Raw genomic sequence first — 18643 nt, 5'->3', positions numbered from 1 at the left:
GCGAGAGGGCAAGCTAGGAACCATGCGTGCGATCGTGATCGAGGACAAGCACCTGGTCCTGCGTGAGGTTCCGGATCCTGAGGCCGGCGACGGTGAGGTCGTCATCGACGTCACCGCCGCCGGCGTCAACCGCGCCGACGTCTCTCAGCGGCAGGGGTTCTATCCGCCGCCGCCCGGTGCCTCGCCCTATCCGGGTCTGGAGTGCGCGGGTGTGATCAGCGCGGTCGGGCCCGGCGTGACCGACCGGCACGTCGGCGAGCGGGTCTGCGCGCTGCTGGCCGGGGGCGGTTACGCCGAGAAGGTCGCCGTGCCGGCCGGGCAGCTGCTGCCGGTGCCGGCCGGGCTCTCGCTGATCGAGTCGGCCGCGCTGCCCGAGGTCGCCTGCACGGTCTGGTCGAACGTGGTCGACCTGGCCCGTCTGCGTAAGGGCAAGACGCTGCTGGTGCACGGCGGGGGCAGCGGCATCGGCACGTTCGCGATCCAGCTCGGCCGGGCGCTCGGCGCACCGGTGGTGGCCACCGCCCGGGCCGGCAAGCACGAGGCGCTCCGGGCGCTCGGGGCCGACCTGGTGATCGACTACACCACCGACGACTTCGTGACCGCCACGCGCGAGTTCAACGGCCGGGGTGCCGACGTGATCCTCGACATCGTGGGCGCGAAGTACCTGAGCCGCAACATCGAGGCGCTGGCGCCGAACGGGCGCATCGCGGTGATCGGTATGCAGGGTGGTCGTAAGGCCGAGCTCGATCTCGGACAGCTCATGGCCAAGCGCGGATCGGTGTCGTCGACGTCGTTGCGGGCCCGCCCGGCCGCCGACAAAGCGCGAATCGTCACATCTGTTGCCCGTGACGTCTGGCCGCTGGTCGAGGCGGGCGCCGTCAAGCCGGTCATCCACAGCACGTTGCCGCTGGTCGAGGCGGACCGGGCGCACGAGCTGATGGAGTCGAGCGAGCACCTCGGGAAGATCCTGTTAACCCCCTGATGGCATTCTAAACGTACACCTTCGGGGGATATGTCTGAGCATTTTATGCAGTTTTGACCGATTTCTGCGGCGCGGCGGCACGGGTTGGAAGGGGAAACGACCTCAGCATGGTGTGACTTGGGCCGAGTAATCGGCCGAGCGACACCGGGAGGTCTTATGACCAACACACCGTTGCGTCCCGCGCGGTCAGCACCCGCTGATCCCAAGCCGCCGCAGGCGGCTCGCCGTAGTCGGACGCCCTGGTTTGTGGGTGGAGTGTTTGCGCTGGTGGTAGCCGGGGTAGTGGCTTATGTCGCGTCCGGGACGGGCGACAAGGCCGAACCCGCAGCCCAACAGGTGATCGCCCAGAGCGCCGCGCCGGCCGCCGCCGCGACCGAGACCGCTGCGCTCACGGTGCTTCCGGCGGGCCGGGAAGCGGCCGAAGGAACCCTGTCGGTCGCGGTCACCAAGACCGAGTGCGGCGTCGCCGAGGTCGGGCCGCCCGACCTGCCGATGCCCGCCTCTGCGGGGCAGTTTTGCCTGGTCAGCGTGGCTGTGCAGAACACCGGCAAGGAGCCCCGGCTGCTCGACCCGGGCGCTCAGCGCGCGGTCGACCAGCACGGCCGCTCGCACCGGGTGGCCGAACAGGCGGCGGTCTTCACCAACGACCAGGATCCCTCGCTGCTCGACGAGATCCCGCCGGGCGCGATCCGGCTGGGCGTGATCCCGTTCGATGTACCCACCGGGGTCCATCTCACCTCACTGATGTTGCACAAGTCGCCCTGGAGTGCGGGCGTACGGGTCCCCTTGTCCTGATCACGGACGTATTTCGGAGATCCACCATCACCGATCGAGTGCGGGACTCGCATTCTTTTCTCGATTGAGCGAGGGTGATTGTGGGATTTCCGCCACGCAACATTCCTGTTGTGTGTTGGCATGGTCGACGGAATTAACGAGTTGTCCGGGTTCCCATTGCCGTCCGTATTGGGCGGCGCCGGTGCGGCGCACGCTAATGCCACGCCGACGGGATACGCGCGAGTGCCCTGGACCTATTTCGGAGGCAACACTGCACTGTCCGTCCCCGAGCCGGGCATTCACGGCCGGCGCGATCGCGCTTGCCGTCATCTCGCCGGCTCTTGACCCGACTGAGCACGCCGCCGAGGCCGTGCCTCCCGTCCACCCGGCGGGACCCGAAGCCTCGGACACTGTCCGACTCACCGAGCGCACCACCACCGCCGAGCGCGCCTCGCGCGCCGCCCCCCGGCGTTTCTCGCTTTCCCGCCGGGCCGTCACGACGGCCCTGCCCCGAGTCAACCCGTTCGCCGCACCCGACGGCGGCCGGGCCCTGCGCGACGCCGTGCAGCTGGCCGTGGCCGACGAGCGCGTGGCGTTGCGTACCGCCGACACGCTGGCCGCGGTCGAGCTGCGCGACGGTCTGCGCGGCGGCGAAGTCCAGCCCGACGGTGAGCCCACCGTGGTCACGGCGGCCCTGCTCAGCCAGGCCGACCAGACCGCCCGGGAGCTCGCCGCCCGGCGCGCCATCGAGGTCCGCAAGGCCCTCCGGGCGGCCAAGGCCGCAGCCGAGGCGGCCGAGGCGGCCGGAGAGCTCGACTACGTGACGGTGGCTCCGGACCGTGCGGTCAGTCCGAACCGCGGCCTGAAGCGCTACCAGCGCACGGTCACGGTGCGGCACGCGGTCGCCAAGCAGCAGGGCCAGCGCGTCATGCAGCTCGGCAACGGGATGAACGCGGTCATCGCGTTCGCCCGCTCCCAGGTCGGCAAGAGCTACGTCAGCGGCGGGCTCGGGCCGAACGGCTTCGACTGCTCGGGCTTCACCAAGCGGGCGTACGCGCTGGCCGGCATCCGGCTGCCGCACTCGTCCGGCGCCCAGGCCGCTCGCAGCCGCAGCGTCTCGCGGGCTCAGGCCCGGGCCGGCGATCTGGTCGTCGGACCGGGGCACGTCGGCATCTACATGGGCCGCGGGATGATGATCGACGCGGGCAACCACCGCACCGGAGTGGTGTATCGCAAGTTGTATTCCGGACTGCGGGTCGCGCGCATCCACTGACGATGACGGAATGGGGCCGCGCGCATCATGTCGCGCGGCCCTCCGGCGTACGGGGAAATGGTTTTATCGGGGCAGGGTGAGGCGGACCGTCGTGCCGGCCCCGGGCTCGCTCTCCAGGTGCACGCTGCCGTGGTGGGCGTCGACGATCGATTTGACGATCGCCAGCCCGAGACCCGGACCCTGGATCGCCATCACGTCGGTCGCCGCACAGCGATAGAAGCGGTCGAACACGTGCGGAAGCTCGTCGGCGGCGATGCCGACCCCGGTGTCCGTGATGATCAGCTCGGGTTCGCCGCCGGTCGACGAGTCGATGGTGATCTCGCCGTCCGCATGCGTGAACTTGATCGCGTTGACCAGCAGATGGTTGAGCACCTGGGTGATCCGCTTGGCGTCGACCCGGGCCGGCAGCGGCCGCTCGGTGCGGTCGTGCAGCGTGACCCCGCGATGCTCGGCCAGGGCCCGGCAGCCGGCGATCGCCTGGTGGGCCAGTTCGGCGAGATCCACGTCGCCCAGGTCGAGCTGGACCCGGTCCTCGGTCATCTTCGCCACCAGCAGCAACTCGTCGATGAGCCGCAGCAGCCGGTCGGAGTTGCGCGACATCACCGACAGGAACCGCCGGGACGTCTCGGCGTCGAAGTCGTCCTCGAGCAGCATCTCGAGGTAGCCGCGGATGGTCGACAGCGGTGTCCGCAGCTCGTGGCTGACCGTGGACAGGAACGAGTCCTTCATCCGGTCGAGCTGGCGCATCCGGTCGGCGATGTCGGCCGCGTTCCGGGCGTAGCGGCGGAGTTCCAGCTGCACCGACGCGTGCCGGGCCAGGCTGCGCAGCGCGCGCCGCTGCGGAGCGGTGAGCACCCGCGGAACGTGATCGATGACACAGACCGTTCCGACGGCGTACGTCCCGTCGAGCACCACCGGCGCCCCGGCGTAGAACTTGATGTTGTTGGCGTTGATCGCCGGGTTCTCGGCGAACCGCGGGTCGGTCGACGCGTCGGGCACCTCGAGCAGATCGTGCGAGGTGATCGTGTGGGCGCAGAACGACAGGTCGCGCGGCACGGCGACGAGATCGGTGCCGAACTTGGCCTTGAACCACTGCCGGTCCCGATCGACGAGACTCACCAGGCCGACCGGCGTTCCGCAGATCTGCGAGGCCAGCAGCGCGATGTCGTCGAAGTCCTCCTCCGGCGCGGTGTCGAGCACCTGTGCGTCGAGCAGAGCCGCCAACCGGGCCGGCTCGTCGGGAGGCAAGGGCGCCCGCATCTCTTGATCGTCTCACTCTCCGCGCCCGATTCGGCCGGATTCGTCGGACCGAAGGGGCCGCAACAGCAGTCGGCACCCGCCGTACTGGCGGGTGCCGACTTGCGTATCGCCACCGGGCGCGGGGATCTCTGCCGCACACACCCGGTCGGATGTCAGACAGAAGCATCACCCGGCCCACGGGTTTGGCTACGCACCAGCTGTGCGTCCGCCCGATCGGGTGACAGAGCCTCGCAACGCGGTCGAAAGGCAGGGGATACCGGGACGGACTACTGTTCGGCGAAGAAGGCCTGCATATCGCCGGAGGACAATCACGATGAGTCTCGAACGTGCCGTAGCCCCGGATCCGTACGATCTCCTGCCCGCCGTCCCGTCCTTCACGGTGACCAGCGCGGACGTGACCGACGGCCAGCCGCTCGACGAACTGTTCGCACACACGAGCGTCGGCGGCAAAAACCTTTCACCCCAGCTGGCCTGGTCGGGTTTCCCGGCCGAGACCCGTGGCTTCGTGGTGACGTGTTACGACCCGGACGCCCCGACCGGCAGCGGTTTCTGGCACTGGGTCGCGGTCAACCTGCCGGTCACCACCACCGAGCTGCCGCGCGGCGTCGACCCGCTGCCCGGCGATGCGTTCTGCGTGCGCAACGACTACGGCGACAGCAACTACGGCGGTTCCGCCCCGCCGCCCGGTGACCGTCCGCACCGTTATGTCTTCGCGGTGCACGCCATCGACGTCGACAAGCTCGAGGTCCCGCCCGAGGCGTCGCCCGCCTACGTCGGCTTCAACCTGGCCTTCCACACGTTGGCCCGGGCCACGATCCGCCCGACTTTCCAGGTCAAGGGCTGATTTCTTTCCCGTACGCATGCAGAAAGGCCGCCGCCCATTCGGGTCGGCGGCCTCATGCGTTGTCCGTCAGGCGGGGACCTTCGCCACTACGAAGACCGACTGACCGAACGGCGGCTTCACGACGCTCTCGGCGGCCTTGGTCACCGGCAGCACGATCGAGTCGTACACCTTGACCATCGGGCCTTCCTTCGGCGCCAGCTTGAAGATGCTGGTCGCGCCGTAGTAGCCGATCAGGCCGAGCGCGTTCGCGTAGTGCATCTTCTCGATCTCGAGGCCGGCCTCGGTCATCGCCGCGCGCATCGTCTTCTTGGTGTACCGGCGGATGTGCCCGGTCGCGATGTCGACGTTGCTCATGGCGAACATGAACGCCGGCACGATGATGATGACCCGGCCACCGGGGCGCACCAGGTCGGCCATGCTGCGCAGCGCGCCGACGTGGTCCTCGATGTGCTCGAGGACGTTGTAGGAGACCGCGGCGCTGTACTCGCCGTTCGCGTCCGGCGAGGGCAGGAGCATCTGCCGGACGTCGATGTTCGGATATTCGGCCATGCGCTCCTTGAGCAGCACGAGCCGGTCCGGGTCGGCTTCGGTCGCCGTGAACCGCGGGAGGTGCTCCGCCCACTCGATCGCGTAATCCCCGAGACCGCTGCCGACCTCGATCGGGTTGTCCCCGAGATACGGGAGAGCGAGCTCGACGAACCACCGGCGGTGGTTCACGGCCGTGGCGAGGCCTTCGAGCACTTCGGACTGGATCCGCTGGTCTCCAGTGATGTCTGCCATATGTAAGGTTCCCTCGTCTTGCCGATCCGAGCTGACAGCGGGACCGGAAGAGTTAACCACCTTTGACCGCACAACCGAAAGTTGAGGCGGCCTCGGGCGCACTTTATTTGCCTGATTGAGACATGGCCCACCTGGGTACTAGGGCCGGTTGCTTCTCATGCGCCGGACCGCACGGATGTCGCGAATACACCGTTCATATCGGCTCGATCACGCATGGGCAGCTCGTCACTGCAACGTTACCAACCTCGGTTAGGCTCGCCCACGCTATGACGATTACGGGTATTGACTCGACAGGCCAGCCGGCCGGCGGGAACGTGCTGCCGCCGCGTCAAGAGACGGAAACCGACGACCTCGAAGCCGAGTTGCAGGCGCTCGAGACCGATGTCGCCCCGACCGCTCCGATCTCGGTCGTACCCGATGTCGAGGCCGCCCCTGAGCAGGCCAGCAAGCCCAGGAAAAGGTGGTGGAGGCGACGTCCCGATTGGCGGGACGTTCTCGCGGCAGCGACGTTCGTCGCTGTCGCGTTCTATCTCACGGCACCGTTGTGGCTCAATCTCGATCATGAGTTGCGCGATGATCCACAGGATCAGGCTTTCTTCGAGTGGATGATGGCGCATGGTGCGCGAGTGCTCACCGATGGCGCATATCCATTCTTCTCCGATCGCATGAATTACCCCGATGGGGTGAACATGATGGCCAACACCTCGGTGTTGGCTGTTTCGCTACCGATGACGCCCGTGACTCTGCTCTTCGGGCCGCATGTGGCGTTCAACTTATTTCTTACTCTCGCGTTGGCACTTACCGGCATCGCGTGGTATTTCGTGCTCTCCCGCGTGTTCGTCTCGTCACGACTCGCGGCCTGGGTCGGCGCTCTCTTCTGCACCTTTGCGCCGAGCATGGTTTCGCACGCCGGCGGCCACCCGAACATCGTCTCGCAATTCCTGGTCCCGCTGATCATCTGGCGGACGCTGCGCCTGCGGCAGCCGGGCCGGGCCGTACGGAACGGCCTGATCATGGCCGCCCTGCTGATCTGGCAGGCGTTCATCAACCTCGAGGTCCTCTTCATGACCGCGGTCGGGTTGGGCGTGTTCTGCCTGATCATGGCCATCTCGCGGCGCAAGACGCACCCCGGGGAGACCCGCCGGTTCCTGCGCGGCCTGGCCGTGGCCGGCACCGTGACGCTCGGCGTGCTGGCCTACCCGCTGTCGGTGCAGTTCTTCGGGCCGCAGAGCTATCACGGTCTGCCGCAGTTCGTCCGTAACTTCGGCGCCGACCTCGGCTCGTTCACCGCGTATTCGAGCCACTCGGTGGCCGGCAATCCGGTGATCGCCGAACGGCTGGCGCAGAATCCGGCCGAGGAGAACGCATTCTTCGGCTGGGGCCTGGTCATTCTGTTCTTCGGCCTGATCGTCTGGATGCGGCGGTCGGTGGCGGTCCTGTCCCTGGGATTCCTGGCCCTGATCTTCGCCGCGATGTCACTCGGACCGCGAATTTTCCTGAACGGGATCAACACCGGCGTTCCCGGCATCTGGTCGGTTTTGCACAGCGTTCCGGTGCTCAACTCGGCCGTACCGACCCGCTGGGCGATGGCCATCGCGCCGGTCGTCGGCATCCTGCTCGCCCTGGGCGTGCAGCGGGCCATCGACCTCGTCCGGGCCCAGCCGGCCGCCCGCGGCCCGGTCCGGGTGGCGATGGTCACCGCGGTCGCGATGGCCCTGGTTCCGCTCGTGCCGGTACAGCTGAAGACCGCGCCGATGGCCCCGATCCCCGACTTCGTGACGTCCGGCGCCTGGAAGCAGTACGTCGACGACAACCACACCGTCGTCACCCTGCCGCTGCCCGACTCGGGCTACCCCGACCCGCTGCGCTGGACCGCGATGACCGGCCAAGACATGCGGATCGCCGGGGCCTACGCGCTGCTGCCCAACCAGAACCCGCTCAACCCGGAGGACCGGACGGCGCTGTTCTCCCCGCCGTGGCGCCCGACGAGCGGCCTGATGGCGTCGATCCGCCAGGGCAACCCGATCCCCGAGATCAACGACACCCGTCGCGAGATGACCCTGGCCGACCTCCGCTACTGGAAGGCCGCCGTCATCGTGCTGACCCCGCAGCTGCGCGACACCGAGATGCTGCGAGCCATGACGGCCCTGCTCGGCTACCAGCCGACCTGGACCGGCGGCGCCTGGGTCTGGGACGTCCGCCACCTGGTCGACGACCCGGCCGCGACCCTCACCGGCCCCGACATCGGCTGAGATCGGTCATGAAAAGGGCGGCCCGACCGGGCCGCCCTTTTTTGGCGGGCTAGGGAGCATCGGGTGACTGGTACGTGCCCTCGTCGGCCCAGTTCCTGGTGGTGTCGAGCTCGCGGGCGCGGGCCAGGTCAGCCTCGTCGCGCAGCAGACGCCACCGGGAGGCGAAGTGCCATGCCTCGCTCGAATCGAGTTCGATCGCCCGGTCGATGTCGGCCAGCGCCTGCTCGTTCCGCCCCATCAGCCGGTGGGTCTCGCCGCGGCCGGACAAGGCCCAGTCGTACGCCGGGTTCAGGTCGATCGCCCGGTCGAAGTCGGCCAGCGCCTCCGCGAACCGGCCCATCGCCCGGTAGGTCTGGCCCCGGGTGACGATGGCCCACGAGTATTTCGGGTTCAGGTCGATGGCGCGGGTGAGGTCGACCAGCGCTTCGTCGTACCTCTGCGTGAAGCGGTATGTCTCACCCCGCTCACCGAAGGTCCACGGCAACGCCGGGTCGATCTCGATGGCCTGGCTGAGGTCGGTGAGCGCGTCGTCGAGCCGTCCCATCTCCCGATAGGTCTGGCCCCGGCTGCCGATGGCCCACGCATAGCGGGGGTCCAGTTCGATGGCCCGGGTCAGGTCGGCGATCGCCTCGGAATACCGCTCCTTCTCCCGATGCACCTGGCCCCGGCTGGCGATGGCCCATTCGTAGTTCGGGTCGAGCTCGATCGCTCGATCGAGGTCGGCGAGCGCCTGTTCGTGCTGGTCGAGCAACCGGTAGGTCTCGCCGCGGTTCGCCCTCGCCCACGCGTAGTCCGGGGTGAGCTCGAGGGCTCGGGTCAGGTCGGCGAGCGCGTCGTCGTACCGTCCCGTCTCGCGGTGGATCTGGCCCCGGCTGGCGATGATCCAGGCGTTCCTCGGGTCGAGTTCGACGGCTCGGTCGAGGTCGGTGAGGGCGTCCGCGGGCCGTTCCAGCAACCGGTGGGTCTCGCCACGATGGGCGAGGGCCCACGCGTATCTCGGAGCGAGTTCGATCGCCCGGGTCAGGTCGGCGAGGGCCTCGGAATACCGTCCCATCTCCCGATGAATCTGCCCTCGGCTGGCGACGGCCCACGAGGACGTCGGGTCGAGCTCGACTGCTCGGTCGAAGTCGGCCAGAGCCTCTTCGAACCGCACCAGCAATCGGTAGGTATGTCCACGGCCGATGACCGCCCACGTGGACTTCGGGGCGAGTTCCATGGCGCGGTTGAAGTCGGCCAGCGCGTCGTCGTACCGTTTCATCTCCTGGTAGGTTTCGCCCCGGCCGGCGACGATCAGGCCCGACGCCGGGTCGAGTTCGATGGCGCGGTCGAAGTCGGCGAGCGCTTCTTCATAACGTTCCATCGCCTGGTAGATCTCGCCTCGACCGGCGACGGCCAGACCCGACTCCGGGTCCAGTTCGATCACCCGGTTCAGGTCCGCCAGTGCCTCGTCGAAACGCCCCAGCCAGCGGCTGGTCTGACCCCGCCCCAGATAGGCCTTGCCGCGTGCCGGATCGAGGCGGATCGCCTCGGTGAAGTCCACGATCGACTGCTCGTCCCGGTCAGCGTAATAATGCAGGCGTCCGCGCTCGACCAGGGCATTGACCCGCGACTCGGGGCTGAGCGACTGGTCGCCGATCAGTTCGGTCAGCATTTCGGTGCAGTCCTTCTGCTGCTCGTCCAGGGTGGCCACGAGGCGCTCGCCGCGCTGCTGGAGTCTGTCGTGTCCGGAGTCGCGGCCGGCCTGCCGGATCATCTCGGCCCATCGGCGGGCAGTCGTGAGACCGGCGATCGCGGCGTCGACGCCGATGGCGAGTGCGTCCGGCAGCCGACCGGCTGGATCCGCGCACAGGCGGTGGTAGGTCTCTTCGAGCCGGTGACGCAGCCATTCCGCATCCGTCCAGTCCGGATCGGCTCGCACCTGGGTCCGCCACGTCTCGTGCGCGTCGGCCAGGCGGTGGTGGGCGGATCGCCAGTTCTGGGCCGACTGCGCCTTCTGGATGCGGAGCATCGGAGCCCGTACGACGTCGTGGTATTCGTAGCGTCCGGCCCGCGCCTTGACGAACGGCAGGGTCTGGAGCCATTCCAGAGTCGATGGCTGCGCCAGCACGGCCAGCACGTCGGCGTCGATCTGGCGGGACAGCGCCCCGGCCAGCACCGCGTCGCGCCGGCCGGGGTCGTGCTCCCATTTCAGGAACCGTTCGACGGCCGTGCCGCTCGGGTCGCCCACGTCGCCGGGGTCGGTCGGTCGGCCTTCGGCCAGCGTCGCGACCAGCAGCGGCAGCCCGCCGGACAGGGTCAGCACGGTGCGTACGACCGGCTCGTCGGTGACCCCCTTGGAGGCCAGCAACTGCCGCGACTCGGCTTCCGAGAACGGAACGATCGGCAGCGTCGCGATCGCGCTCAGAAACTCCGACCACCCGCCGGCGACCAGCGGATGCCGCCCGGCCACGGTCAGCGTCAGCGCGGTCGGCGGGTCACCGAACCGGCCCCGCAGGATGTCCAGCAGCCAGCCGTCGAGGAGCGGACCGGTCTGCTCGTACGTATCGAAGAAGAGCGCCACCGGTAGCTGGGCGGCCGCCTTGCGTAGCCCCTGCAGGAACAGCGGACTCAGTTCGGCCACCGGGTTGAGCAGCAGGCGCACATCGCGGCTGTCCGAGAACTTGCCGCTCAGATAGACGCGGACCTGGTCGGTGGCCTCGGCGGCGGCGTCGGCATCGACCAGGTCGACGATCGGCCCGGCGCCCGGCAGGGCTTTCGACGCGTGCAGTCCGATCTTGACGGCGGTCCGGGTGACCTTGCTCCAGGCGGTCATCGGCGCCTGCGGGTCCTGCGCCATCTGCTCGCGGCGCTTCTCGAAGTCTTCGTACTTGCTCAGGAAGTCGTTGAAGGGCTTGCCGAGTTGCCCGGCCAGCACGGACATGGTTTCCGGTACGCCGTAGACGTGCTCGTCGGTGTAGGCGTCGGACGCTCCCTCTTCCCGGGCGATCCGGCGGAGTTGCTGGAGCAGGAACGTCTTTCCGACGCCGCCGTCACCGTGAATGCTGATCACGAAGCGCTTGTGGTCGTCCAGCGCCGGCAACCGGAGGTTGTCACGGAAGAACTCGAGGTGCCCGTGACGGCCGACGAATCCGGCCCGCTGCTTGCGTCGCAGGATGTCCAATAAGGAGTCGGGCTCGGCCACGCACTACATTTTGGACCCGCGAGGCAACCGGCAACAGCCTCAGCTCTTGATGCAGCAGCCCCGGCAGACCTTGGGCTGGGGCAAAGTGAAGGCCAGGCAGCAGGTCTTGCGCTGCACGTCGAGCTTGCCGTTGGCCGTGGGCACCAGCTCGATCAGGTCTTCCACGCCCAGGGCCTCATGCAGCTGGGCGATCGTCTCGGCGGACGCGCCGGGCAGCACGTCGGCCGAGCGCAGAACTCCGTAGGCGACGCCCGACGACAGCGAACCCATCAGCGTGCGCTTGCCCAGCCGGACGCGGCCGTGCAGCGCGTCGAGCAGCGGGGTGAGGTGCTGGTCGAGCAGGGAGGCGCGCAGCTCGGCCAGGAGGGCGGCCTCATCGGGGACCACGCGGACGTGCGGCCGGTTGGCGATCGTGATCGGGTCGCCCGGGAGCACCGCCACCGGGGTGTCGGCGCGCAGACCGATGGTGATCAGTGGGCGCTGGTCGTCGAAGTGGACGAGCACGTTGTCGGCGGTCAGCAGCGGTACGCGTCGGGCCGAGGCCCAGCCGAGCACGGCCGGGAGGGCCAGCCAGTACGTGTACGCCTTCCAGGCCAGCGCGGCCGCGGCGTGGGGCTGGGCGTTCCAGCGACGGCGGGCCGAGTCGAGCAGGGTGTCCAGGTGGTCGCCGGCCAGTGCGCTCGCGGAGGACCAGCCGGCCGTGTCGTGGACGAGCAGATCGGGGGCGATGCCGGGAAGTTCGGTGCTGGTGCCGAACATCGCTCGCAGCGTGGCCGTCACGGGGGCCAGAGGATCAGCGAGCGTGACGGAGTGTGCTGCACGGTCGAGGGCTGTGGTCACCGGGCGCGTCCACCCCGCGGCGACATCCACGACCGAGCCACCGCATTCACCTCGCCGAATTCGTTGCCGGAGCCATCCCGTACGGAAGGCCGGAACGCCTCCGTGACGACGACTCACCGTACACCTCTAAGGGTAGGCTAACCAAGCCCTCATTTCGGACGAATACCCTATGCAAGGGTCACCTAACCGTCCGCGCGCACGTTGCCTGGTTCGTCAAGGTATCTGTCGTGTACGCGCTACTAGCACCATCCGGACACGAGCGACGGCGACACTGAAATTCTCGTCCGCGAAGGGGACATCGATGATGACCACCTCGCCCGTCGAGCGGGCCGCTGACCAGTTCGTGACAGCGCTGGCACATTGGCGGGTCGAGCGGGGCATGAGCAAGAAGCAGCTCGCCGCGCGCATGGGTTTCGACCCCTCCTACGTCAGCCACGTGGAGGGCCGCCGACACAAGCCCACCGAAGACTTCGCCCGCCGGGCCGAGGCCGTGCTGGGTGCGGGTGGAGTGATCTGGCAGCGCTTCCAGGAGTACGACGAACTCCGCCACACCCGCAGCACCGCCCTGCACCGCGACCCGCCGGTACCGGTTCAGTGGCTCCCGCCGGGCACCGGGCTGATCGTCGAGCGTGAGGTCGCCGAGCTGACCTACGCCGACGGCGCGTACCTGTGCCGGGTCCGCCGCGCCCTCTACAACGCGGGCTCCGAGCCGGTGACGCGCTACCTGGTCAAGATCGCGGTCGACCGCTATCCGAACGACCCGACCGGCTCCAACCGCCACCACCGCGACAATCCGCTCACGTTCGCCGAGATGAACCTGAGCGCGTGCGCCGGCGAGGGCGACGCCGTGGAACCGATGCAGTGGCGGATCAAGCTCGACCGCGACGCCTCCAAGGAGGTGTGGCTGATGTTCGCCAACGACGGCGGCCAGTTCGCCCTCTATCCCGGCGAGCGGACCACCATCCAGTACGAATACACGATCAGTGTCGAGAAGTGGGGCCAGTGGTTCCAGCGGGCGGTGCGGCTGCCCACCCGACGGCTGACCGTCCGCCTCGACTTCCCGACGTCGTTCGACCCCCAGGTGTGGGGCGTCGAGACGTCGCTGGCAGCCGAGGTTCCCGTACGCACCCCGATGGAGCGCCACGACGACGGCGACCGCGCCGTGTTCGAATGGTCGACCGACGCGCCGCAGCTCAACGCCCGCTACCGACTGGAGTGGCGGTTCCGGGGAGCGGGCGCGCCCTCGTGCCCGGCTCTGGCCCCCGAGAGCAACGGCAACGGCCAGCCCCGCGCGTCGGGCCAGATGCGCGGCATCGGGATCGTCCAGCGCGGCTCCGAACTGCTGCGCCAGCGGGCCCGTCACTTCCAGCTGCCCCGCGAGTCGGCGGCCGCCCACGAGGCGGTGTCGGCGCTGCACGCGGCCCTGGGCCGGCTCGAGCAGGTGCACGACTTCACCAAGGGTGTCGGCCTGTCCGCACCGCAGATCGGCCGGTCGGCGGCGGTCGCCGTGGTGCGCCCGGCCGACCGGAACGCCGAGCCGGTGGTGCTGATCAACCCGCGGGTGGTCGGCGAGTCGAGCGACCGGGACGAGCAGTACGAGGGCTGCCTTTCGTTCTTCGACTACCGGGGCCTGGTGCGCCGGCCGCTGCGGATCGACGTCGAGCACGCCCGATACGACGGCGCCCGCGTGATCAGCCGGTTCGAACGGGCGATGGCCCGGCTGGTCGCGCACGAGATCGACCACCTCGAGGGGCGGCTCTACGTCGACCGGATGAACGCCGAATCCAACCTCGTGCCGGACTACACCCAGAGCGGCCGGCCCTGGTCGTACTGAAAAACGGGTCTAGAAGTCTGTGAAGCTGTCGTATTTGATGCGGATCGACGGCACCTGCAGCTCGGCCAGCGTCTTGAGGGTGTCCTTGACCATCGGGCCCGACCCCGAGACGAAGAAGTCGTGCTCGCTCCACGGGCCGTAGCGCGCCACCACCTCCGAGATGTTGCCCTGCTCGCCCGGGAAGGTGGGGTCGTCGCTGCACGCGGTCACCACCGACAGCCACGGGTAGCGGGCGGCCAGCCGGTTGAGTTCGGCCAGGTCGTACAGGTCCTCGCGGTTGCGGGCCCCGAAGAACAGGTGGACCCAGCGGGTGCGGTTGTAGCGGGTGAGCTCCTCGAGCAGCGATTTGATCGGCGCCAGCCCGGTACCGCCGGCCACGAACACGGTGTCGCGGGTCGAACGGCGGTCGAGGTTCATCGTGCCCATCGGGGCGGCCAGCCGGATCATGTCGCCGACCTCGAGACGGCGTACGAGGGCACTCGACACCCATCCGGCGCCGATCGACCGTACGTGGAACTCCAGGGTGTTGTCGCGGCGTGGAGCGTTCGCGACCGAATACGTTCGCCACAGCCGCGGTTGTATTCGCGGGCACTCGACACTCACGTACTGGCCGGCCCGGAACTCCAGGGGCTGCATGGGCTGCACGGTGAAGACGGCGATGTCCTTGGCCCGGCGCTCGTGCGCGACCACCTCGGCGTACCAGTAGGGCGGATTGGAATCGGCCTCCGCGCCCTGAATCATCTTGGAGGCGATCACCGCGTACGCGTCGGCCCAGGCCTGGTCGTACTCGACACTCCACTGCTCGCCCGCGTACTCCCGCATCGCCTCGATCAACGCGCCTCCCACCACCTCGTAGTGTTCTGGTTCCACGTGGAACTTCCGGTGATCACGGCCGAGCGAGCGCAGGTACTCGTCGAACTTCTCCGGATCCTCGAGCGTCTGCACGGCCGTGACGATCGCGCCCAGCAGCCGGGAGCGCTGCACGTCCATGTGCACCGGGAAAAGTTCCCGCAGATCCGGGTGAGACAGGAACAGGCGGGCGTAGAAGTAGCCGGCCACCTTGTCCTGATGCTCCTCGACGAGGCTCCAGCTCTCTTTGAGCAAGCGTCCGAGGTCTCCCATGCCCTTCAGGGTGGTCAGGACAGTCGTAAAGACGACGCACGAGACGTGCGACTCATCTCATTTCATCCCGTGACGGTTGCCCCGATAAGTCCGTTTAAGGCGTGGGCCGGAGTATCCAACGGGTGACAGCTCCTAAAGTTGGCCCGTGACCCTTGAGCGCCAGCAGGCCACCCGGCCGATCCTCACCGCCGAGATCGTCATCGTGCTGCTGCTGTCGCTCGGGCAGAGCGCGATCTATTCGGTGGTCTCGCTGACCGCCAAACTGACCGCCGACAAGCCGCTCTCCCAGCAGGCGGCCGTGCTCAACGCCTCGCAGTCGTCGCGGCCCTACCTCGACCTCACCTATCAGCTGCTCGGCATCATCTTCGACCTGATCCCGGTCGCGCTGGTGCTCTATCTGCTGGTGCGCGACCGCATCTCGCCCCGCCACGAACTCGGCCTGTCGGCCGACCGGCAACGCTTCGACTGGGGCTGGGGCACGTTGCTGGCCGCCTGCATCGGGATTCCCGGGCTGCTTCTGGTGTACGTGGCCAAGCTGCTCGGGCTCAACGCGCAGATCGTGCCGGCCGCCCTCAACCCCGTGTGGTGGGCGGTGCCGGTGCTGATCCTGTCGGCGATCCAGAACGCCGTGCTCGAAGAGGTGATCGTGGTCGGTTACCTGATGACGCGGCTCAAGCAGTGGGGCATGTCCACGGTCGCCATCGTGATCACGTCGGCCGTGCTGCGCGGTTCGTACCACCTCTATCAGGGGTTCGGCGCCTTCGTCGGGAACGCCGTCATGGGTGTCGTGTTCGCGCTGTTCTTCCTGCGGTTCAAGCGTGTGATGCCGCTGATCGTGGCGCACACGCTGCTCGATGTGGTGGCGTTCGTCGGTTACGCCCTGTTGCCGGCGGCCTGGTTCAGCTGGGTCTGAGGCCGGCCTTTGTGGGTCGGCCCTTTGTGGGTCGGCCCTTTGCGGGCCGGCCTTTTGCGGGCCGGCCTTTTGCGGGCCGGCCCTTTGCGGGCCGGCCCTTTGCGGGCCGGTCGGCTCAGCCGGCCCGGTAGTAGCTGTTGGCCCGCGCGGCGGTCGTCTGGGCCGTGCCGGCGCTGGTCAGCACCGCCCCGAGCAGACTGACGCCGGGGAAGTAGCGGTTGACCGCGCGTAGGGCCGTCCAGCTGCCGGTGCGCGAGACATAGAGCCGGCCGAGACGCCACAGCGCTTCACCGAGGCTGCTGTCGTCCGGAATCGTCGCGAGCGCGGCCTCGGCGTCGGCGGCGGTCTCATGCACCTGCGAGATCACGAGCAGGTCGACCGCGCGCCGCGGGTCAGTCGGATCTTCGCCATAGGCGGCGGCCAGGTGCAGCACCAGCTCGGCGTCGGTCAGCGTGCGGGTGGCGACCAGAGCGATCGACGCGTACGACCCGGCCAGCGCGCCGAAGACGCTGGCGTACGCGCTGAACTGGGTGAACTGCCGGGTGGCGAGCCGGGCCAGCGCGGCCGGGGTGGCCGTCGGGTAGGTCGCGCGGGTCGTGGCGGCCCACTCCCGGGCGCGGGGGCCGATCGTCTCCACGGCGGCCAGGGCCAGCAGCTCGGGGGTGTGCACGGGGTCGGCCAGCAGCTTGGCCCAGCGGTCGGGCTGCGGCTTGGGGGTCGGCTCGGCGACTTCGACCGCCGGCTTCACGACCGCGGCGGCTGCTTGCACGGCCGGCTCCACGACCGGCTTCGCGACCTCCATTGCCGGTTCCACTGCCGCCGCGACCGGTTTCGTGGCCTCCATTGCTGGTTCCGCGGCTGCTGCGGCTGGCTTCGCGCTCTGCGCTGCCGGTTCCGCGGCTGTTGCGACCGGTTTCGTGGCCTCCACTGCTGGTTCCGCGGGCACTGCGGCTGGCTTCGCGGTCTGCGCTGCCGGTTCCACGGCCGTCGCGGCTGGCTTCGCCGCTTCTGCTGCGGGCTTGGGGGCTGGCTCGGCGGTCTCTGCGATCGGTTCAGGGGCCGTCGTGAGCGGCTTGACCGCCTCCACCGGGAGCGCCTTCTTGACGGGCGCGGGAGTTGGCGCTGCCTTCTTGACGGGTGCAGGTGTTGGCGCGGCCTTCTGGGCGGGCGGTAGCGGTGCCGCTCCCGTGGCTGGCGCGGGTGTCGGTGTTGCTGTCTCGACGGGCGCGGGCGCTGCGGGTGCGGGCGCGGCTTTCGCGGGCGCTGTGGGCGCGGGCGCTGCGGGCGTGGCGTTCGCGGGCGCTGCTTTCTTGGCGGGCGCCTGCGCTGGAGTGGCCTTCTTGGCTGGGGTGCGCTTGTGGGGCGCGGGCGCCTTCTTAGCCGGCGCCGGGGTCGCGGGGGCCTCGGAGGTCGTCTCTCGGGCGCCCGGCGGCGTCTCGGGGGTCGCCCGGCGAGCTCGCGGCTTGCGCGGGGCCGGCTCGGCCTCGTCGGGCCGGGACGGGGGTGGTGCGTCTGTCGGGCGTGAATCCCGCGTACGGGAAACTGGTTTTGCCGCCTCCCCCTCGGGGTGATTCTCGGCACTCGGCGGTTGGAAGGTGACCGGCGGCGCGGCCTTCCGCGGCCGACGCTCAGCCGGTTTCGCACCGGCCGGCGACTCGCCCGGGGGATTGAACGGCGCCCGGGGGTTACGGGCCTGACGACGCTCGGCGGGCGGATTGTCCTCCATGCTGCCGCAGCCTATCCCTAGCGGCGACATTTCACCTGTTGGAGACGGGTCCGACCCGCGGGTTGCCAACCTCTTTGTGCGGCGCCGAACGGGTCCGGTATCCTCAACCGTCGGTGGCCTTCACGGGCCGCCGGGGAGACTTCGCCTAGTCTGGTCTATGGCGCCGCACTGCTAATGCGGTTGGGGTTTTATAGCCCCTCCCGGGTTCGAATCCCGGAGTCTCCGCGTGCAGAGCCAGTGTGTATGCTGGCAACGCACTGAGCGCCCGTAGCTCAATGGATAGAGCATCTGACTACGGATCAGAAGGTTAGGGGTTCGAGTCCCTTCGGGCGCACAGCATTAGGAAAGGCCTGAACCGTGGAAACGCGGTTCAGGCCTTTCTGCTTCCGGTGTCCGGTGGCTCAGATGAAGATCCGGTTGCTCGTCTCGTGGCCGGAGACGACGATCTGGATGGCGTAGATGCCGTATGACAGCACGCGGCCGTCCTGGCTTGCCGGGTAGTCGATCGACGGGCGGCCCTGGGTCGGCCACACGCGCACGTAGAGCGTGAACCCGTTGCGCGGCACGTTCACGACCTCCCACGAGTTGCCCACGGCCGAGATGCCGGCGTAGCCGCTGTCGTACAGGGCGGCTCCGGTGTAGGTCTCGCAGACGTGGTAGTCGCTGTAGTTCTGGCAGCGCCACTCGACGTTCGCGGCGTGGGCCGGCGCGGCCACGCCCAGGCTGAGCGCGGCGGTGGCGATGGTCGCGGCCGCCGCGGCACGCAGGGCACGGAGTCGTTTCATGTCGGTCCTCCTGTACGGGGGTGTGCGATCCCGGGCAGCGTGCCGCACCGGTGTGGGCCGGAATGTTGACAGCGTTG

Annotated in this window: 14 protein-coding genes and 2 tRNA genes; 9 read left to right on the top strand and 7 right to left on the bottom strand. The window is 68.8% G+C overall.

Annotated elements, in window-relative coordinates:
• Positions 1 to 22: 22 nt before the first annotated feature.
• The 3 genes from KOI35_RS08050 to KOI35_RS48800 all read left to right on the top strand — a co-directional run bounded on the left by KOI35_RS08050 (position 23) and on the right by KOI35_RS48800 (position 3029).
• Positions 23 to 982 carry an NAD(P)H-quinone oxidoreductase gene (locus tag KOI35_RS08050; RefSeq protein ID WP_215785378.1) on the top strand — a complete coding sequence of 320 codons (960 nt, stop codon included), beginning with the start codon at positions 23 to 25 and terminating at the stop codon, positions 980 to 982.
• A 267-nt stretch (positions 983 to 1249) separates the two neighbouring features.
• Positions 1250 to 1777 (top strand): DUF4352 domain-containing protein, encoded by a 528-nt coding sequence (locus KOI35_RS08045; protein WP_215785377.1) that lies wholly within the window; start codon positions 1250 to 1252, stop codon positions 1775 to 1777.
• A 349-nt stretch (positions 1778 to 2126) separates the two neighbouring features.
• On the top strand, positions 2127 to 3029 hold the full coding sequence (locus KOI35_RS48800) for a C40 family peptidase (protein WP_308120848.1): 903 nt from the start codon (positions 2127 to 2129) through the stop codon (positions 3027 to 3029).
• A gap of 63 nt (positions 3030 to 3092) precedes the next feature.
• Here the strand turns inward: KOI35_RS48800 and KOI35_RS08035 are convergent, their stop codons facing one another.
• Entirely contained in the window at positions 3093 to 4289 is a 1197-nt protein-coding gene (locus KOI35_RS08035; RefSeq protein ID WP_215785376.1) for a GAF domain-containing sensor histidine kinase, read from the bottom strand.
• Positions 4290 to 4602: 313 nt separating this feature from the next.
• Here KOI35_RS08035 and KOI35_RS08030 point away from each other — a divergent pair, with 313 nt between their 5' ends.
• Positions 4603 to 5133 (top strand): YbhB/YbcL family Raf kinase inhibitor-like protein, encoded by a 531-nt coding sequence (locus KOI35_RS08030; RefSeq protein WP_215785375.1) that lies wholly within the window; start codon positions 4603 to 4605, stop codon positions 5131 to 5133.
• Positions 5134 to 5199: 66 nt separating this feature from the next.
• On the opposite strand, the gene KOI35_RS08025 is transcribed toward KOI35_RS08030, so the two are convergent.
• Positions 5200 to 5913 (bottom strand): class I SAM-dependent methyltransferase, encoded by a 714-nt coding sequence (locus tag KOI35_RS08025; protein ID WP_215785374.1) that lies wholly within the window; start codon positions 5911 to 5913, stop codon positions 5200 to 5202.
• A gap of 266 nt (positions 5914 to 6179) precedes the next feature.
• Here KOI35_RS08025 and KOI35_RS08020 point away from each other — a divergent pair, with 266 nt between their 5' ends.
• Complete coding sequence (locus tag KOI35_RS08020) at positions 6180 to 8165, top strand: DUF6311 domain-containing protein (protein WP_215785373.1); 1986 nt, start codon at positions 6180 to 6182, stop codon at positions 8163 to 8165.
• Between the two features lie 49 nt (positions 8166 to 8214).
• Here KOI35_RS08020 and KOI35_RS48795 read toward each other — a convergent pair whose 3' ends face one another.
• Positions 8215 to 11346 carry a tetratricopeptide repeat protein gene (locus KOI35_RS48795; protein ID WP_215785372.1) on the bottom strand — a complete coding sequence of 1044 codons (3132 nt, stop codon included), beginning with the start codon at positions 11344 to 11346 and terminating at the stop codon, positions 8215 to 8217.
• A 39-nt stretch (positions 11347 to 11385) separates the two neighbouring features.
• Positions 11386 to 12105, bottom strand: a complete 720-nt coding sequence (locus KOI35_RS08010; RefSeq protein WP_215785555.1) for a ferric iron reductase — start codon at positions 12103 to 12105, stop codon at positions 11386 to 11388.
• 385 nt (positions 12106 to 12490) lie between these two features.
• On the opposite strand from KOI35_RS08010, the gene KOI35_RS08005 reads away from it, so the two are divergent.
• On the top strand, positions 12491 to 14020 hold the full coding sequence (locus KOI35_RS08005; protein ID WP_215785554.1) for a peptide deformylase: 1530 nt from the start codon (positions 12491 to 12493) through the stop codon (positions 14018 to 14020).
• A 9-nt stretch (positions 14021 to 14029) separates the two neighbouring features.
• Here the strand turns inward: KOI35_RS08005 and KOI35_RS08000 are convergent, their stop codons facing one another.
• Complete coding sequence (locus KOI35_RS08000) at positions 14030 to 15142, bottom strand: globin domain-containing protein (RefSeq protein ID WP_215785371.1); 1113 nt, start codon at positions 15140 to 15142, stop codon at positions 14030 to 14032.
• Positions 15143 to 15287: 145 nt separating this feature from the next.
• On the opposite strand from KOI35_RS08000, the gene KOI35_RS07995 reads away from it, so the two are divergent.
• Positions 15288 to 16055, top strand: coding sequence for a CPBP family intramembrane glutamic endopeptidase (locus KOI35_RS07995; RefSeq protein ID WP_215785370.1), 768 nt, complete (start codon positions 15288 to 15290; stop codon positions 16053 to 16055).
• Positions 16056 to 16170: 115 nt separating this feature from the next.
• On the opposite strand, the gene KOI35_RS07990 is transcribed toward KOI35_RS07995, so the two are convergent.
• Positions 16171 to 16857, bottom strand: coding sequence for a hypothetical protein (locus KOI35_RS07990; RefSeq protein ID WP_215785369.1), 687 nt, complete (start codon positions 16855 to 16857; stop codon positions 16171 to 16173).
• 1058 nt (positions 16858 to 17915) lie between these two features.
• Here KOI35_RS07990 and KOI35_RS07985 point away from each other — a divergent pair.
• A tRNA-Ser gene (locus KOI35_RS07985) sits at positions 17916 to 18006 on the top strand.
• A 36-nt stretch (positions 18007 to 18042) separates the two neighbouring features.
• A tRNA-Arg gene (locus KOI35_RS07980) sits at positions 18043 to 18115 on the top strand.
• A 67-nt stretch (positions 18116 to 18182) separates the two neighbouring features.
• Here KOI35_RS07980 and KOI35_RS07975 read toward each other — a convergent pair.
• On the bottom strand, positions 18183 to 18566 hold the full coding sequence (locus tag KOI35_RS07975; RefSeq protein ID WP_215785368.1) for a hypothetical protein: 384 nt from the start codon (positions 18564 to 18566) through the stop codon (positions 18183 to 18185).
• Positions 18567 to 18643 lie beyond the last annotated feature (77 nt).

Source organism: Paractinoplanes bogorensis, from assembly GCF_018829635.1.
Classification (GTDB): Bacteria; Actinomycetota; Actinomycetes; order Mycobacteriales; family Micromonosporaceae; genus Actinoplanes; species Actinoplanes bogorensis.
Note: the sequence above shows the minus strand (reverse complement) of the source record. Positions and strands in the feature narration are given on the sequence as shown.

Coding starts and splice junctions, on each gene's coding strand:
- KOI35_RS08050 (WP_215785378.1), top strand. CDS start 23: ATGCGTGCGATCGTGATCGAGGACAAGCACCTGGTCCTGCGTGAGGTT.
- KOI35_RS08035 (WP_215785376.1), bottom strand. CDS start 4,289: ATGCGGGCGCCCTTGCCTCCCGACGAGCCGGCCCGGTTGGCGGCTCTG.
- KOI35_RS08030 (WP_215785375.1), top strand. CDS start 4,603: ATGAGTCTCGAACGTGCCGTAGCCCCGGATCCGTACGATCTCCTGCCC.
- KOI35_RS08025 (WP_215785374.1), bottom strand. CDS start 5,913: ATGGCAGACATCACTGGAGACCAGCGGATCCAGTCCGAAGTGCTCGAA.
- KOI35_RS08020 (WP_215785373.1), top strand. CDS start 6,180: ATGACGATTACGGGTATTGACTCGACAGGCCAGCCGGCCGGCGGGAAC.
- KOI35_RS08010 (WP_215785555.1), bottom strand. CDS start 12,105: ATGTTCGGCACCAGCACCGAACTTCCCGGCATCGCCCCCGATCTGCTC.
- KOI35_RS08005 (WP_215785554.1), top strand. CDS start 12,491: ATGACCACCTCGCCCGTCGAGCGGGCCGCTGACCAGTTCGTGACAGCG.
- KOI35_RS08000 (WP_215785371.1), bottom strand. CDS start 15,142: ATGGGAGACCTCGGACGCTTGCTCAAAGAGAGCTGGAGCCTCGTCGAG.
- KOI35_RS07990 (WP_215785369.1), bottom strand. CDS start 16,857: ATGGAGGTCGCGAAGCCGGTCGTGGAGCCGGCCGTGCAAGCAGCCGCC.
- KOI35_RS07975 (WP_215785368.1), bottom strand. CDS start 18,566: ATGAAACGACTCCGTGCCCTGCGTGCCGCGGCGGCCGCGACCATCGCC.